Origin of the sequence: Citrobacter sp. 506 (assembly GCF_050434985.1) — a bacterium.
GTDB classification, from domain to species: Bacteria; Pseudomonadota; Gammaproteobacteria; order Enterobacterales; family Enterobacteriaceae; genus Citrobacter; species Citrobacter braakii.
Genome location: NZ_JBNDJN010000006.1, coordinates 169,814 through 186,650, shown reverse-complemented (window position 1 = coordinate 186,650; position 16,837 = coordinate 169,814). Strand labels below are relative to the sequence as shown.

Sequence of the window (16,837 nt, the reverse complement as noted above, 5' to 3'; positions counted from 1 at the left end):
GATAAGCGTAGCGCCATCACACCAATGCCGGATGGTGGCGCGATGCGCCTTATCCGGCCTACACGCCCTCCTCCCAACCGCACAATCCATCACCCAACAAATCAGCAACATTTAATCACTTACGTTATGATTGTTTTCTGCAACCCATTTTTCAGTTGAAAACCATGACGAAAACCACTCAGGGACTTAGCCCTTCGCTGATCCTGTTAATGTCTATCGCCACCGGCCTCGCCGTCGCCAGTAACTATTACGCGCAGCCGCTGCTCGACACCATCGCACGTAACTTTTCGCTATCGGCCAGTACCGCTGGCTTTATCATCACCGCGGCCCAGCTCGGCTATGCCGCCGGCCTGCTGTTTTTAGTACCGCTTGGCGATATGTTTGAACGTCGGATGCTGATCGTCTCCATGACGCTGTTAGCGGCAGGCGGCATGCTTATTACCGCCAGCAGCCAGTCGCTGGGCATGCTGATCCTCGGCACCGCCCTTACCGGATTGTTCTCGGTAGTGGCACAGATTCTGGTTCCGCTGGCGGCGACGCTTGCCACGCCGGATAAGCGCGGTAAAGTTGTCGGCACCATTATGAGCGGCCTGCTGCTGGGTATCCTGCTGGCGCGCACCGTGGCGGGATTACTGGCCAATCTTGGCGGCTGGCGCACCGTATTTTGGGTCGCATCGATATTAATGGCGCTGATGGCGATTGCGCTGTGGCGCGGTCTGCCGAAGATGAAATCAGATACTCATCTCAACTATCCGCAACTGTTAGGCTCCGTATTCAGCCTGTTTATCCATGATAAATTGCTGCGTACCCGCGCGATGTTGGGCTGCCTGACCTTTGCCAATTTCAGTATTCTCTGGACCTCTATGGCGTTTTTGCTCGCCGCGCCGCCGTTTAACTACTCCGAAGGAACGATCGGGCTGTTTGGCCTGGCAGGGGCCGCAGGGGCGTTAGGCGCGCGTCCGGCAGGTGGTTTTGCCGATAAGGGAAAATCACATCTCACCACGACCACAGGTCTGTTATTACTGCTGCTCTCCTGGTGGGCTATCTGGTTAGGGCATAGTTCCGTGCCAATGCTGATTATCGGTATCCTGGTCCTGGACCTCACCGTTCAGGGTGTACATATCACCAACCAGACGGTTATCTATCGCATTCATCCGGACGCGCGTAATCGCCTGACCGCCGGATACATGACCAGCTATTTTATTGGCGGGGCGGCAGGTTCGCTGATTTCGGCCTCCGCCTGGCAGCATGCCGGTTGGGCTGGCGTTTGTCTGGCCGGTACGACCGTTGCCCTACTCAACCTGTTGGTCTGGTGGCGAGGATATCACCGTCAGGAAGCCGTAAATTAAGCATATAGCGTATGTTTACCGCTGATTGGGCTCCGCAGGGTGTTAAGGAGCCCATCAGTCTGCTAAGGTTATAACTCATTGAACCAATTTATATTAATTTCGGTAATGAAACCTATAACCCTATGGAAAGCCCGATATCCCAGTCTGAACCCAGTTCTGCAACGCTAACTGAAGGATTCAAAGACAGCCTGCCAATAGTCATCAGCTATATTCCGGTCGCTTTTGCATTTGGTCTTAATGCCACTCGCCTTGGCTTTACTCCGGTTGAAAGCGTGTTTTTCTCCTGCATTATCTATGCGGGAGCCAGCCAGTTTGTCATCACCACAATGCTCGCCGCAGGCAGTTCTTTGTGGGTCGCCGCACTGACCGTCATGGCCATGGATGTACGCCATGTTTTGTACGGACCTTCCCTGCGTAGCCGAATCGCCCAGCGACTGAGCAAACCCAAAAGCGCGCTGTGGGCCTTTGGCCTCACCGATGAAGTCTTTGCCGCCGCCACGGCGAAGCTGGTACGGGATAACCGGCGCTGGAGTGAAAACTGGATGATCGGCATTGCGCTATGCTCCTGGGCCTCCTGGGTGTTTGGCACGGTGATCGGCGCGTTTTCCGGCAGTGGTTTACTCAAGGATTACCCGGCAGTTGAAGCGGCGTTGGGCTTCATGCTCCCGGCGCTGTTCATGAGCTTCCTGCTCGCCTCTTTCCAACGTCAACAAGCACTTTGTGTAACTGCAGCACTGGCCGGCGCGCTGGCTGGCGTCATGCTGTTTTCCATTCCTGCCGCCATCCTTGCAGGCATTGTCTGCGGATGTCTGACGGCTCTTATCCAGTCATTTTGGCAGGGAGGTCCCGATGAGCTATGAGGTCCTGCTGCTTGGCCTGTTGGTCGGCTGCGTTAACTACTGTTTTCGTTATTTGCCGCTCCGTCTTGGAGTGGGGAATGTTCGCCCGACGAAGCGCGGCGCGACGGGCATATTACTCGACACCATTGGCATTGCATCAATTTGCGCCCTGTTGGTGGTGTCTACCGCGCCAGAAGTGATGCACGACTCTCGTCGGTTCGTGCCTACGCTGGTGGGGTTTGTCATACTGGGCGCAAGCTTCTATAAGACCCGCAGCATCATCATTCCAACCTTACTGAGTGCTCTGGGCTATGGATTAGCCTGGAAAATGCTGATTGTCTTATAGATAAAAACAATCATTTTAAATAAATAATACATTTACTTTATTTGTCACTGTCGTTACTATATCGGCTGAAATTAATGAGGTTATACCCAAATGGATAGTTCGTTTACGCCCATTGAACAAATGCTAAAATTTCGCGCCAGCCGCTACGAAGAGTTCCCTTATCAGGAAGTGCTTCTGACTCGTCTATGCATGCACATGCAGGGCAAGCTGCTGGAAAACCGCAATAAGATGCTGAAAGCTCAAGGGATTAACGAGACATTGTTTATGGCGTTGATTACGCTGGAGTCTCAGGAAAACCACAGTATTCAGCCTTCTGAACTGAGTTGCGCGCTTGGCTCGTCACGCACTAACGCAACCCGCATTGCGGATGAGTTAGAAAAACGTGGCTGGATCGAACGTCGTGAAAGCGATAACGATCGCCGCTGTCTGCATCTGCAATTGACCGAGAAAGGCCACGCATTTTTGCAAGAGGTGTTACCGCCTCAGCATAACTGCCTGCATCAGCTTTGGTCATCTCTCAGCACCACCGAAAAAGATCAGCTTGAGCAAATTACCCGTAAACTTCTGACCCGTCTTGACCAGATGGAGCAGGATGGCGCGGTATTAGAAGCGTTGCGCTAACGCGCCGACTCGCTCAGAAATCCAGATTTATAAATGAAAAAACCGACAGGCCAGCACGCATACTGCTGGCCTGTCTGATAAACAGGTCGGCTCAGCCGATGTGAAAAAAAAAGAAGATCGTGGAGAACAACATGAGCGCAAATGCGGAGACTCAAACCCCGCAGCAACCGGTCAAGAAGAATGGCAAACGTAAAAGTATGCTGCTCCTTCTGACCTTGCTCTTTATTATCATTGCCGTGGCATATGGGATTTATTGGTTTTTAGTACTGCGTCATGTCGAAGAGACAGACGATGCGTACGTGGCAGGGAACCAGGTTCAAATCATGGCGCAGGTATCAGGCAGCGTGACGAAAGTCTGGGCTGATAACACTGACTTTGTAAAACAAGGCGATGTGCTGGTCACCCTCGACCAGACGGACGCAAAGCAGGCATTTGAAAAAGCCAAAACTGCGCTGGCTTCCAGCGTGCGTCAGACGCACCAGTTGATGATCAACAGCAAGCAGTTGCAGGCAAGCATTGAAGTGCAGAGAACCGCGCTGGCGCAGGCACAAAGCGACTTTAATCGCCGTGTCCCGCTGGGCAACGCCAACCTGATTGGCCGCGAAGAGCTGCAACATGCGCGTGATGCCGTCGCCAGCGCTCAGGCTCAGCTTGATGTTGCTATCCAACAATATAATGCCAACCAGGCGATGATTCTCGGCAGTAAGCTGGAAGACCAGCCCGCCGTGCAACAGGCGGCCACTGAAGTGCGCAATGCCTGGCTGGCGCTGGAACGAACCCGAATCGTCAGCCCAATGACTGGCTATGTTTCCCGTCGTTCCGTGCAGCCGGGAGCGCAAATTAGCCCGACCACGCCGCTGATGGCGGTCGTTCCAGCCACGAACCTGTGGGTGGATGCCAACTTCAAAGAAACACAGCTCGCGCACATGCGTATCGGTCAACCGGCGACCGTGATCAGCGATATTTACGGCGATGACGTGAAATATACCGGTAAGGTTATCGGGCTGGATATGGGTACGGGCAGCGCCTTTTCCCTGCTGCCAGCACAAAACGCGACGGGTAACTGGATCAAAGTCGTCCAGCGTCTGCCGGTGCGTATTGAACTGGATGCACAGCAGCTGGCGCAGCATCCGCTGCGTATCGGTTTATCTACGCTGGTTACGGTAGATACCTCAAATCGTGACGGACAAATTCTGGCAAGCCAGGTTCGCACCACGCCGGTATCAGAAAGTAATGCACGGGAAATCAACCTTGCTCCGGTCAATAAGATGATCGAAGAGATCGTGCAGGCCAACGCGGGCTAATTCAAAGGTGCGTGTGATGCAACAGCAAAAACCGCTGGAAGGCGCGCAGCTCGTCATTATGACGATCGCGCTGTCCCTGGCGACATTCATGCAGGTGCTGGACTCCACCATTGCTAACGTGGCGATCCCCACTATCGCCGGGAACCTCGGCTCTTCACTGAGCCAGGGAACCTGGGTGATCACCTCATTCGGGGTGGCGAACGCTATCTCGATTCCGATCACCGGCTGGCTGGCAAAGCGTTTTGGCGAAGTAAGGCTATTCATGTGGTCAACTATCGCCTTCGTCATTGCGTCATGGGCATGCGGGATGTCCACCAGCCTGAACATGCTGATTTTCTTCCGCGTAATCCAGGGGATTGTCGCCGGTCCATTAATTCCGCTGTCACAAAGCTTGTTGTTGAATAACTATCCTCCCGCCAAGCGTTCCATCGCCCTGGCGCTATGGTCGATGACGGTGATTGTTGCCCCGATATGCGGCCCTATTCTTGGGGGCTATATCAGCGACAACTATCACTGGGGCTGGATATTTTTCATCAACGTGCCAATCGGTGCTGCGGTGGTATTAATGACCCTGCAAACCCTGCGCGGTCGGGAAACCAAAACCGAGCAGCGGCGCATCGATGCCATTGGTCTGGCCCTGCTGGTCATTGGTATCGGCAGTTTGCAGATTATGCTCGACCGCGGCAAAGAGCTGGACTGGTTCGCCTCTCAGGAGATTATCATCCTGACGGTGGTCGCCGTTGTCGCCATCAGCTTCCTGATCGTCTGGGAGCTTACCGACGAGCACCCCATTGTCGACCTCTCACTGTTTAAGTCGCGCAACTTTACCATCGGCTGTCTGTGTATCAGTCTGGCCTATATGCTCTACTTCGGCGCAATCGTCCTGCTGCCGCAGCTGTTGCAGGAGGTATACGGCTATACGGCAACCTGGGCCGGTCTGGCGTCAGCGCCGGTTGGGGTGATTCCGGTGATCTTATCGCCGATTATCGGCCGCTTCGCGCACAAGCTTGATATGCGTCGGTTAGTCACGTTCAGTTTTATTATGTACGCCGTCTGTTTCTACTGGCGTGCGTGGACGTTCGAACCGGGTATGGACTTTGGCGCATCGGCCTGGCCACAGTTTATTCAGGGGTTCGCGGTAGCCTGCTTCTTTATGCCGCTGACGACTATCACGCTGTCCGGCTTACCACCTGAGCGTCTGGCCGCGGCATCAAGTTTGTCGAACTTTACGCGAACGCTGGCCGGCTCTATTGGCACATCAATTACGACGACGATGTGGACTAACCGCGAGTCACTTCACCATGCGCAGTTAACGGAATCCGTTAATCCCTACAATCCAAATGCGCAGGCAATGTACGATAAGCTGCAAGATTTAGGGATGACGCACCAGCAGGCGTCAGGCTGGATAGCCCAGCAGATCACCAATCAGGGGCTGATTATTTCCGCCAACGAAATCTTCTGGATGTCGGCGGGGATCTTCCTGGTCTTGCTTGGCCTGGTGTGGTTTGCCAAACCACCCTTCGGTGCGGGCGGCGGCGGCGGTGGCGCGCACTAAATATCTGATAAAAGGGATCTGCGGATCCCTTTTTTATTGCCCCCTAGGAGTAATGCTTGTTAGTTAACGAGGATGAGTGGCACATACAGAGGTAATGAATCTGTTGCCTCCGGCGTATTGCTACGTTCACCTTATGTTTGTCACTTCTCTGAGGCAATACGACCTGTGAACGTGTTAAGGGTACTATCGCCGTACCCTTAACAATCCCGGCTCCCGACGGGAAAATCGATGAGGCGTTGACGGCTGACCGGGTCTGCCCGCAGGGATGCGGGCAGAGGGGACGGCCTGCAGGGACGCAGGCCCGGCCCCGACCCGACAGGCAGACGGCATAAGACGAATGAATCGCACTGCGACGATTTTCCCGCCGGGAGCCTGGGTTGCAAGGGAGGCGGCGGTGAGCCTCCCTTGCGCGTTCACGGGTATCTGCGCTTCAGAAAAGTGATGCCACTGAGGTGAACGGAACCCTGAGCCGAAATCACATGTTCTCCATAATGCTTAACTGACTGGCATTACCTACCAAGGAGGTGGTTTAGGGGAGAGGGACAATAAAAAACCCCGGTTATAAGCCGGGGTTAATTTAAATGCTGGAACAACTAATCAGTATGACTAAATATGCAGTTCCTGCAGTTTCTCTTTCGGCAGCGCCAGCTCTTCATTGCTGTTAACGCGTACATCATGCTCCAGAATATGACGTGCGATATCCTGTGCTTCGCTAAGAGAGTGCATCTGATACGTGCCACACTGGTAAACGTTCAGCTCCGGGATCTGGTTTTGATCCTGCACTTTCAGCACGTCCGCCATCGCCGCTTTCCACGCGTCGGCAACACGCTGCTCGTCTGGCGTACCAATCAGGCTCATGTAAAAGCCAGTGCGGCATCCCATCGGAGAGATATCGATAATCTCCACGCCGTTGCCGTTGAGATGGTTACGCATAAAACCTGCAAACAGGTGTTCCAGCGTGTGGATACCTTTCTCAGGCATCACTTCTTTGTTCGGAATGCAGAAACGCAGATCAAACACGGTGATTGCGTCGCCATGCGGGGTGTTCATCGTTTTTGCAACCCGGACCGCGGGAGCTTCCATCCGGGTGTGATCGACAGTAAAACTATCTAACAACGGCATTTAGCCACCTCCGATAAATTTTTTGAAAATAATCTGAACTCTTTGTTCCGGGGCGAGTCTGAGTATATGAAAGACGCGCATTTGTTATCATCATCCCTGTTTTCAGAGATGAAATTTTGGCCACTCCCGAGTGGCCTTTTTCTTTTGTATCAAGCGTGCTTTTCCAGCCACACGCTAAACGGCTCAGTATCAGCCGCTTCGATCTCCTGCTGACGACGCTTTGAAGCCTCGGTTTCAGCAATAAATTCCGCTTCCTGCAATATTTCTAACGGCTCTTCACGCAGCAGATTTCGGTAAGCCTCACCCAGCGCTTTACCCGTGCCGCCAATGCCTTCATCAATCATAGACCGTAGGATGCGGGCAGAGAAAGTCAGTTCTGGGTTGTCAAAACAGGCAACCAGTTCATCACAGACCTTTTGATACTCCTCTCCCCCATCGATGCTGTCCAGCGTTTGTGCCACGCGTTTCAGATCGCGGAACAGATCTTTCCCTACCTTAGGCAGCGGGAACTGGGCTGTTTCACAGCCAATACCTAACGTCAACCCAGGCTTACGACCTTCAAGAATCACCCGATTCCAGTTTTTACGCGTACACAGCAATTCATCGCTGCTCATTTCCGGGGCATCGGCCAGCGCACACCAGACCATAAACAGATCGAGGAAACGCACCTGCTGCTCGTCCACGCCGATCGGTGAGAACGGGTTGATATCCAGTGAGCGAACTTCGATGTACTCAATACCGCCACGCAGAAGCGCGTCAGAAGGCGTTTCGCCACGACGAGTGACGCGTTTCGGGCGAATAGGCGCATACAGCTCATTTTCAATCTGCAGAACGTTGCTGTTGATTTGCAGACGCTTACCGTCCTTCTCCAGACCGATCGCCGCGTACTCCTCGGAAGGGGTTTTAATCGCGCGCTTTAATCCTGCCACATACTCATGCAAATCGTTAAACGTAATTCCGAGATTGCTTTGCGACTTATTGGTATAGCCCAAATCACTCAGGCGCAGTGACGTCGCATACGGCAGGTAATACATCCCACAGTCGGTTTTTTCAAACGGCAGGGTTGTCGGTTTTCCTTGCAGGAAAGAGGAACAAATGGCCGGAGAGGCGCCAAACAGATACGGGATCACCCAACCAAAACGGTAGTAGTTGCGGATCAGACGGAAGTAACCCGCGGAGATCTTCTCTTTAGCATCTTCGCCGTCCGTTACGCCACATTTCGCCTGCCAGAAAGCCATCGGCAATGAGAAATTGTAGTGTACGCCGGAGATAGTCTGCATCAGCGCGCCGTAACGGTTTTTGAGGCCTTCACGGTACAGCGTTTTCAGACGACCGGTATTCGACGTACCGTACTGTGCCAGTTCGATATCCTGGCCTTCGGCAATATAGCAAGGCATGCTCAGCGGCCACATACGCTCGTCGCCCAGGTTCCTGGCGGTATACCGATGCAGGTCGCGCATAAATGTGAGCATTTTCTCAATGTCGTCGCCTGGAGGCGTAATAAACTCCAGCAGCGCTTCGGCAAAGTCAGTGGTTATCCATTTATGCGTTAGCGCTGAGCCTAACACCTCAGGATGGCCTGTCGTTGCTAATGACCCATCTGCATTAACGCGCAGCGTTTCGCGCTCCAGCCCACGTTGAATCCCCTTTAACGCCTGAGGATGGTTTTCCAGCCAGGCCAGCGCCTGTGATACGTCCGGGATCAAATTGACCTCCCGCCTGTCAAAATCGTTTTAATTAGCATAATGGTATTGGTTACCCTGAAGGCTATCTCACAACACAATTAGTGCCACCACATAATGCCTTGCGTCGTAACCGCTGCGACAACTACATAGCGCAGCGCCTTGCCAAGGCATAAGAAAAAAAGTACTGGACCCCACGAGATGCGCATCCATCCAGCTAACAGGCACAGTAAATCACCCACAACCGGCATCCAGCTTAATAATAGTGTGACAGCGCCATAGCGCCGCAGCCAGCCAGTGGCTTTTTCTTGCCAGCGCGATGTTTTACGCAATGGAAAGAAACGCCCAAGGATAACGTTAGTTAACCCTCCAAGGCTATTACCCATTGTTGCTGTTAAGACTAAGACCCAGGGATGACTTATCCCAGAGACCAGCAAAGCAACTAAAACAACTTCAGAATTGCCGGGTAATAGCGTAGCGCTGAGAAAACTGCTGGCAAACAGTGACAGGAGCGATAGTCCATCACTCACAATAACCGGACATCCACCGCGTCCATTCCTGCGGCACGCGCCGCCTGCAGTCCAAAATCGGCATCTTCAAACACGACACAGCGCGCCGGAGCAACACCCATACGTTCGGCACAGAGCAAAAACGTATCAGGAGCAGGTTTATGGTGTTGTACGTGATCGGCTGCGACTACAGCATCAAAATAGCGACGCAGCCCAAGGTGTGCGAGCAGAGCTTCCGCAATCGCGCTTTCACTCCCCGTACCTACCGACATAGGACGACGACCATGCCAGGCTTTCACGACGTCAACCAATGGCAAAGGCTGGACGCTATCCAGCAGCATGCTTCTCACCTTGTCGGTTTTTTCACGCGCCAAGGCATGAGGGTCAAGATCGGCATGATTCAATTCAATTACCGACTGAGCAATACGCCACGTTGGGGAGCCATTGAGGGCGACCATGGCTTGTTCATCAAAACGTAACCCATAATGCCCCAATACCTCATGCCACGCCTTACGGTGCGTTGGCTCGGTATCCAGGATGGTGCCATCCATATCAAAAATCAAACCCGCATAACGTTCGTACATCGTCTTCTCACAAGCCGAATGACCAGACGTTATTTTATCGTAATTGATTGATTTTGTCGCTGACAGCGAATTAAGGGGTGTTCCGGGAGTATGTGGAAATGATTCAAAGGAGAGAAGATGGTGCATCCGGGAGTTATCTCGGAGAAGATGGTGCATCCGGGAGGATTCGAACCTCCGACCGCTCGGTTCGTAGCCGAGTACTCTATCCAGCTGAGCTACGGATGCATCAGGGAAACTTGCTTTACTGCAGACTTGATGTCGCTGCTAAAGCGCTATCAAGTAAGATGGTGCATCCGGGAGGATTACTCGGCTGCGCCTCGCCCTGCGGGCCGTTACTGAAGCAACGTTATCCTCCCTGGTGCTTGCGATTATCTCGCAGACCATGAAACAACAGTTTTACTGTTATCTCGGAGAAGATGGTGCATCCGGGAGGATTCGAACCTCCGACCGCTCGGTTCGTAGCCGAGTACTCTATCCAGCTGAGCTACGGATGCATCGGGAAACTTGCTTTACTGCCGATATTGATATCGTAATGAGCGATATCAAGTAAGAGATGGTGCATCCGGGAGGATTACTCGGCTGCGCCTCGCCCTGTGGGCCGTTGCTGAAGCAACGTTATCCTCCCTGGTGCTCGCGATTATCTCGCAGACCATGAAACAACAGTTGTGCTGTTATCTCGGAGAAGATGGTGCATCCGGGAGGATTCGAACCTCCGACCGCTCGGTTCGTAGCCGAGTACTCTATCCAGCTGAGCTACGGATGCATCAGGGAAACTTACTTACTGCAGATTTGATATCACTGCTAAAGTGATATCGATTTTCTGTAACAACGCTAATGCGCTATTGCAGAGAAGATGGTGCATCCGGGAGGATTCGAACCTCCGACCGCTCGGTTCGTAGCCGAGTACTCTATCCAGCTGAGCTACGGATGCAAATGGCGGTGAGGCGGGGATTCGAACCCCGGATGCAGCTTTTGACCGCATACTCCCTTAGCAGGGGAGCGCCTTCAGCCTCTCGGCCACCTCACCAACACGCCTCTTGCGAGTGCTTCGAAGAACTTGTTTCTGCTCATCGTCGCTGCGTGGCGCACATATTACTTTCTGGGACTTATAAGTCAAACAATTTTTCCAGCGCTTTTATCGTTTGCACATTTCACGCGCAATTAGTCTGCAAAAACGGCAAAAAGAGTGTTTTATCAACAGATAAATTGGCAATTTCCTGAGGCAATGAACAAACGGAAAAATCGCAGGGAAAGGCAATGCGCGGATGAGAATCGAAAAAATGAGGAAGACGAAGAAGAAAAGAGAAGAAAAGGGATAATTCAATCAGGTTGCGCCTCACCAGAAAGGTGAGACGCGAAAACCTTAGTAACTGGACTGCTGGGATTTTTCAGCCTGGATACGCTGGTAGATCTCTTCACGATGGACAGAAACTTCTTTCGGGGCGTTTACGCCAATGCGCACCTGGTTGCCCTTCACCCCTAAAACTGTCACGGTGACCTCATCGCCTATCATGAGGGTCTCACCAACTCGACGAGTCAGAATCAGCATTCTTTGCTCCTTGAAAGATTAAAAGAGTCGGGTCTCTCTGTATCCCGGCATTATCCATCATATAACGCCAAAAAGTAAGCGATGACAAACACCTAAGTGTAAGCAGTCACGGCATCACATTCTGTTAAACCTAAGTTTAGCCGATATACACAACTTCAACCTGACTTTATCGTTGTCGATAGCGTTGATACAAACGCTGCGGATTGAAGTCCGCAGCGTCGACTTACGCTTATAATTATTACAGTTTTGCGCTGACCCAGCCTTTCACACTGGCTAACGCTGCTGGCAGAGCCGCAGCATCCGTACCACCGGCTTGCGCCATGTCCGGACGACCACCACCCTTACCGCCTACCTGCTGAGCGACCATTCCAACCAGTTCCCCTGCTTTCACGCGATCTGTCACGTCCTTAGACACACCCGCAATCAGAGAAACCTTACCTTCCACTACCGTTGCCAGAACGATAACGGTAGACCCCAGTTGATTTTTCAGATCATCAACCATGGTACGCAACATTTTCGGCTCAACGTCCGCGAGTTCGCTGACCAGCAGCTTCACGCCATTGATATCAACCGCTTTGCTGGAGAGATTTGCACTCTCCTGCGCCGCAGCCTGTTCCTTCAATTGCTGCAATTCTTTTTCGAGTTGACGCGTACGCTCCAGCACGGAACGAACTTTGTCACCAATATTCTGGCTATCGCCTTTCAGCAGCTGCGCAATATCGCTTAAGCGATCGCTCTCAGCATGCACGGTTTGGATAGCGCCTTCACCGGTCACAGCTTCGATACGACGAACGCCCGCCGCAGTGCCTGACTCAGACACAATACGGAACAGACCGATATCACCCGTACGGCTGGCATGAGTACCACCACACAGTTCGGTAGAGAAATCCCCCATGCTCAGAACACGCACGTGGTCGTCATATTTCTCGCCAAACAGCGCCATTGCGCCTTTGGCTTTCGCCGCTTCGAGATCCATGATGTTCGTTTCAATCGGCAGATTGCGACGAATTTGCGCATTCACCAGATCTTCAACGGCACGGATTTCAGCAGGCTTCATAGCTTCAGTATGAGAGAAGTCGAAGCGCAGCACTTTATCGTTAACCAACGAGCCTTTCTGTGCCACATGCGTGCCCAGTACCTGGCGCAGCGCCGCGTGCATCAGGTGCGTTGCGGAGTGGTTCAAGCGAATGCGCGCACGACGAGTTTCATCAACATCAGCCTGTACTGCATCGCCAATTTTCAGAGTACCCGCAGACAGCTTACCAATGTGACCAATCGCCTGGCCATATTTCTGCGTGTCGCTCACGGCAAACGCGAAGCCTGCGCCTTTCAGTTCACCCTTGTCGCCAACCTGACCACCAGATTCCGCATAGAACGGAGTCTGATCCAGTACGACAACTGCGTCCTGACCTGCGTTAATTGCGTCTACCGCTTTACCATCAACAAACAGCGCGGTCACTTTGCCGTTCAGTTCCAGGTGTTCGTAGCCTTTAAATTCAGAGGCGCCATCAACACGAATCATCGCATTGTAGTCTGCGCCAAAGCCGCTGGCTTCACGTGCGCGACGGCGCTGTTCTTCCATTGCGGCTTCAAAGCCCGCTTCGTCAACCTTAATGTTGCGCTCGCGGCAAACGTCCGCCGTCAGGTCAACCGGGAAACCGTAGGTGTCATACAGACGGAATGCGGTTTCGCCATCCAGTGTATCACCGGACAGTTTTGCCAGTTCTTCATCCAGCAGCGCCAGACCACGCTCCAGTGTACGCGCAAACTGCTCTTCTTCGGTTTTCAGAACTTGCTCAACCATAGCCTGCTGACGCTTCAGTTCTTCACCTGCGGAGCCCATGACGTCCACCAGCGGACCAACCAGCTTGTAGAAGAAGGTATCCTTCGCGCCCAGCATGTTGCCATGACGTACCGCGCGACGAATGATACGACGCAGCACATAACCACGGTTTTCATTCGACGGGACAACGCCATCGGCAATCAGGAATGCACAGGAGCGGATATGGTCAGCGATAACGCGAAGCGACTTGTTGCTCAGATCGGTCGCACCAGTGACTTTCGCCACGGACTCAATCAGTGAACGGAACAGGTCGATTTCATAGTTGGAGTTAACGTGTTGCAGCACGGCCGCAATACGCTCAAGGCCCATACCGGTATCCACGGACGGCTTCGGCAGCGGTTCCATGGTACCGTCAGCCTGACGGTTGAACTGCATGAAGACGATGTTCCAGATCTCAATGTAGCGATCGCCATCTTCTTCTGCGCTTCCCGGAGGGCCACCCCAAATGTGGTCGCCATGGTCGTAGAAAATTTCGGTGCACGGACCGCAAGGGCCGGTATCACCCATCTGCCAGAAGTTGTCGGAAGCATAAGCCGCGCCTTTGTTATCACCGATACGGATGATACGTTCGCGCGGAATGCCGACTTCTTTTTCCCAGATTTCATAGGCTTCATCGTCAGTTTCATAGACGGTGACCCACAGACGCTCTTTTGGCAGGGCAAACCAGTTTTCACCGGTCAGCAGTTCCCATGCGTATTGAATAGCATCATGTTTGAAATAATCGCCGAAGCTGAAGTTGCCCAGCATTTCGAAGAAAGTATGGTGACGTGCAGTGTAACCGACGTTTTCCAGGTCGTTGTGCTTACCGCCCGCACGCACGCAACGCTGCGAGGTGGTTGCGCGGGAATAATTACGCTTGTCGAGGCCAAGGAACACATCCTTGAACTGGTTCATCCCGGCGTTGGTAAACAACAAAGTAGGGTCATTGTTCGGTACCAGGGAGCTGCTGGCAACTACCTGATGTCCTTTACTATGGAAAAAATCGAGAAACGCCTGACGGATCTCAGCGGTGCTCTTGCTCATAATTATCCTGAAGAAATCAAGCTAACGAAATGTCATTACCAGCATCGGCACGTAAACTGCGCCTCTGGCAATCGAAAAGTGGGAATAAGATAAGTTTTCTTTACTGGGAAGTAAAATCCCGTATGCGCTCAATCGTCAAAATTTCGCCATATTGCCTGAATATCTTCCATCAGATAGCCACGGTAGAGCAAAAAGCGCTGGACCTTTACCTTATCTGAAAAATCTACAGGTAAAGGTTCTCCGTATTTACGAATGGCCTGCGCGCGCACAAGTGCTGCCCAGTCAATTTCGCACTCGCGCATGGCTCGTTCAACGGCTTCCCGCGAAATCCCTTTTTGGTTTAATTCCTGACGCACACGCGCGGGTCCATAACCTTTACGGCTACGGCTGGAGATAAACTGCTGAACAAAGCGGTCATCATCCAGATAACGACTTTCAATACACCAGGCGATGACCTTGTCGTAATCCTCCGGCGTTGCATCAATGTCTTCCGGTCCATTTTTTCCCATCACCGGAGCGGCCAGCTTACGCCGCAGTTCCTGCTCGCTGTGATCGCGCATCGCCAGTATACGTACAGCGCGGTCAAGAAGTCGGGAATAAGCGGAGCGGCGGGAAGTTGCTTCTGTCATAGTGAGCCTTCAGAAATGGAAAAGGGCTGCATGGTATGCAGCCCTTCTATGTGCGATAACGTCAGATTATCAGAAATCTTCGTTCGTTTCTTTTACATCTTCACCGCTGTCATCAACAGAGAAGTCTGGTTTTGAATCCGGGTTATTGAGCAGTAACTCGCGTACTTTCTTCTCAATTTCCTTCGCAGTTGCCGGGTTTTCCTTCAGCCAGTTAGTGGCATTCGCTTTACCCTGACCAATTTTCTCACCGTTGTAGCTGTACCATGCACCGGCTTTTTCAATCAGCTTCTCTTTCACGCCCAAATCAACCAGTTCGCCGTAGAAGTTGATACCTTCACCGTAAAGAATCTGGAATTCAGCCTGTTTGAACGGCGCTGCAATTTTGTTTTTCACGACCTTAACACGGGTTTCGCTACCAACCACGTTGTCGCCTTCTTTCACCGCGCCAATACGACGGATATCCAGGCGAACAGAAGCATAGAATTTCAGGGCGTTACCACCGGTGGTGGTTTCCGGGTTACCGAACATAACGCCAATCTTCATACGGATCTGGTTGATGAAAATCAGTAGCGTGTTGGACTGCTTCAGGTTACCGGCCAGCTTACGCATGGCCTGGCTCATCATACGTGCCGCAAGGCCCATGTGAGAGTCACCAATCTCGCCTTCGATTTCTGCCTTCGGCGTCAATGCGGCAACGGAGTCGACAACGATAACGTCAACCGCACCGGAGCGCGCCAGCGCATCACAGATTTCCAGCGCTTGTTCACCGGTATCAGGCTGAGAGCACAGCAGGTTGTCGATATCAACGCCAAGCTTGCGCGCATAGACGGGATCCAGTGCGTGTTCCGCATCGATGAACGCACAGGTTTTACCTTCGCGCTGGGCGGCAGCAATAACCTGCAGGGTCAGCGTCGTTTTACCGGAAGATTCAGGCCCGTAGATTTCAACGATACGGCCCATTGGCAAACCGCCCGCGCCCAATGCGATATCCAGAGAAAGCGAACCGGTGGAGATGGTTTCCACATCCATGGAACGGTCTTCACCCAGGCGCATGATGGAGCCTTTACCGAATTGCTTTTCGATCTGACCCAGCGCTGCCGCCAACGCTTTCTGTTTGTTTTCGTCGATAGCCATTAATTACTCCTGTCATGCCGCTTTCGGGTTAAACCGCGAAACGTGATAGATAATGTTCTGTTGGGGCAATTATACTGTATGCTCATACAGTATCAAGTGTTTTGTAGAAATTGTTGCCACAGGGTTTGTAACGCGTAGGCGGTCGCCTGTCGACGTACCGCATCGCGATCGCCGCTGAAGCATTCCCGGCGGGTAATCCCCTCGCCGCTCGCGCTGGCAAAAGCGAACCATACCGTCCCCACGGGCTTTTCTTCACTGCCGCCATCTGGCCCCGCAATGCCGCTAATCGAAACAGCGAAATGCGCGCGGGCCGCTTTTAGCGCGCCAATCGCCATCTCCACCACCACAGGTTCGCTCACCGCCCCATGCTGGACCAGCGTCTCTTCGCGCACGCCAATCATCTGCGCTTTGGCTCCATTGCTGTAGGTCACAAACCCGCGCTCAAACCAGGCGGAGCTGCCGGCAATATCCGTAATTGCTTTGGCTACCCAGCCGCCGGTGCAGGATTCCGCCGTCGTCACGGTTGCCCCGCGCGCTTTCAACGCCAGGCCAACCTGCTCGCTTAACTGCATCAGTTCACTGTCGGTCATTTCAGCCTCTGTCAGTTAAAAAAATATGCCGGACAAGATAGCACTTTCATAACCAAGATGGGGATGAGGAGACAATTTTACGAGGGGCATTCAGAAAATAGATAAACCGCATTCAAAAGAGTACCGGATAACGCACCAGGATAGCCTATTCGGTCTAC

General features: G+C 52.7%; 15 protein-coding genes and 5 tRNA genes. 6 read left to right on the top strand and 14 right to left on the bottom strand.

What is annotated here, in order from left to right; all coding sequences use genetic code 11:
- Window positions 1-164: 164 nt before the first annotated feature.
- From ABIE10_RS20640 to emrB, 6 genes are all read left to right on the top strand, one after another.
- Complete coding sequence (locus ABIE10_RS20640; protein WP_429156902.1) at window positions 165-1,349, top strand: MFS transporter; 1,185 nt, start codon at window positions 165-167, stop codon at window positions 1,347-1,349.
- A gap of 122 nt (window positions 1,350-1,471) precedes the next feature.
- Window positions 1,472-2,209 carry an AzlC family ABC transporter permease gene (locus ABIE10_RS20635; RefSeq protein ID WP_019077531.1) on the top strand — a complete coding sequence of 246 codons (738 nt, stop codon included), beginning with the start codon at window positions 1,472-1,474 and terminating at the stop codon, window positions 2,207-2,209.
- Window positions 2,199-2,534 (top strand): L-valine transporter subunit YgaH, encoded by a 336-nt coding sequence (gene ygaH / locus ABIE10_RS20630; protein WP_016154157.1) that lies wholly within the window; start codon window positions 2,199-2,201, stop codon window positions 2,532-2,534. Before ABIE10_RS20635 ends, ygaH begins: the two co-directional genes overlap by 11 nt.
- A gap of 90 nt (window positions 2,535-2,624) precedes the next feature.
- The gene (gene emrR / locus ABIE10_RS20625; protein WP_003037300.1) at window positions 2,625-3,155 is read left to right on the top strand and encodes a multidrug efflux transporter EmrAB transcriptional repressor EmrR; all 531 of its coding nucleotides are present in this window, start codon (window positions 2,625-2,627) and stop codon (window positions 3,153-3,155) included.
- Between the two features lie 131 nt (window positions 3,156-3,286).
- Window positions 3,287-4,459 (top strand): multidrug efflux MFS transporter periplasmic adaptor subunit EmrA, encoded by a 1,173-nt coding sequence (gene emrA / locus ABIE10_RS20620; RefSeq protein WP_047499459.1) that lies wholly within the window; start codon window positions 3,287-3,289, stop codon window positions 4,457-4,459.
- A gap of 16 nt (window positions 4,460-4,475) precedes the next feature.
- A complete protein-coding gene (emrB, locus tag ABIE10_RS20615; protein WP_016154159.1) occupies window positions 4,476-6,014 on the top strand; it encodes a multidrug efflux MFS transporter permease subunit EmrB in 1,539 nt (512 codons plus the stop codon).
- A gap of 606 nt (window positions 6,015-6,620) precedes the next feature.
- On the opposite strand, the gene luxS is transcribed toward emrB, so the two are convergent.
- The 14 genes from luxS to pncC form a co-directional block, all read right to left on the bottom strand.
- Window positions 6,621-7,136, bottom strand: a complete 516-nt coding sequence (gene luxS, locus ABIE10_RS20610) for an S-ribosylhomocysteine lyase (RefSeq protein WP_016154160.1) — start codon at window positions 7,134-7,136, stop codon at window positions 6,621-6,623.
- Between the two features lie 149 nt (window positions 7,137-7,285).
- Window positions 7,286-8,842 carry a glutamate--cysteine ligase gene (gene gshA / locus ABIE10_RS20605; protein WP_016154161.1) on the bottom strand — a complete coding sequence of 519 codons (1,557 nt, stop codon included), beginning with the start codon at window positions 8,840-8,842 and terminating at the stop codon, window positions 7,286-7,288.
- A gap of 77 nt (window positions 8,843-8,919) precedes the next feature.
- Window positions 8,920-9,348, bottom strand: coding sequence for a YqaA family protein (locus ABIE10_RS20600; RefSeq protein ID WP_003839664.1), 429 nt, complete (start codon window positions 9,346-9,348; stop codon window positions 8,920-8,922).
- Window positions 9,345-9,911, bottom strand: a complete 567-nt coding sequence (gene yqaB / locus ABIE10_RS20595; protein WP_049270940.1) for a fructose-1-phosphate/6-phosphogluconate phosphatase — start codon at window positions 9,909-9,911, stop codon at window positions 9,345-9,347. The genes ABIE10_RS20600 and yqaB overlap by 4 nt, the downstream gene beginning before the upstream one ends.
- A gap of 148 nt (window positions 9,912-10,059) precedes the next feature.
- Window positions 10,060-10,136: transfer RNA gene (locus tag ABIE10_RS20590), tRNA-Arg, on the bottom strand.
- Between the two features lie 192 nt (window positions 10,137-10,328).
- Window positions 10,329-10,405 (bottom strand) — tRNA-Arg (locus ABIE10_RS20585).
- Between the two features lie 192 nt (window positions 10,406-10,597).
- Window positions 10,598-10,674, bottom strand: a tRNA-Arg gene (locus ABIE10_RS20580).
- Between the two features lie 91 nt (window positions 10,675-10,765).
- Window positions 10,766-10,842 (bottom strand) — tRNA-Arg (locus ABIE10_RS20575).
- Between the two features lie 3 nt (window positions 10,843-10,845).
- Window positions 10,846-10,938 (bottom strand) — tRNA-Ser (locus ABIE10_RS20570).
- Between the two features lie 336 nt (window positions 10,939-11,274).
- Window positions 11,275-11,460, bottom strand: coding sequence for a carbon storage regulator CsrA (csrA, locus tag ABIE10_RS20565; RefSeq protein ID WP_000906486.1), 186 nt, complete (start codon window positions 11,458-11,460; stop codon window positions 11,275-11,277).
- Between the two features lie 238 nt (window positions 11,461-11,698).
- Entirely contained in the window at window positions 11,699-14,326 is a 2,628-nt protein-coding gene (alaS, locus tag ABIE10_RS20560) for an alanine--tRNA ligase (protein ID WP_103766759.1), read from the bottom strand.
- Between the two features lie 128 nt (window positions 14,327-14,454).
- Complete coding sequence (gene recX, locus ABIE10_RS20555) at window positions 14,455-14,955, bottom strand: recombination regulator RecX (protein WP_370916193.1); 501 nt, start codon at window positions 14,953-14,955, stop codon at window positions 14,455-14,457.
- Between the two features lie 69 nt (window positions 14,956-15,024).
- Window positions 15,025-16,089 (bottom strand): recombinase RecA, encoded by a 1,065-nt coding sequence (gene recA, locus ABIE10_RS20550; protein ID WP_016154166.1) that lies wholly within the window; start codon window positions 16,087-16,089, stop codon window positions 15,025-15,027.
- Window positions 16,090-16,181: 92 nt separating this feature from the next.
- Window positions 16,182-16,679, bottom strand: a complete 498-nt coding sequence (gene pncC / locus ABIE10_RS20545; RefSeq protein WP_153646965.1) for a nicotinamide-nucleotide amidase — start codon at window positions 16,677-16,679, stop codon at window positions 16,182-16,184.
- Window positions 16,680-16,837: the final 158 nt, after the last annotated feature.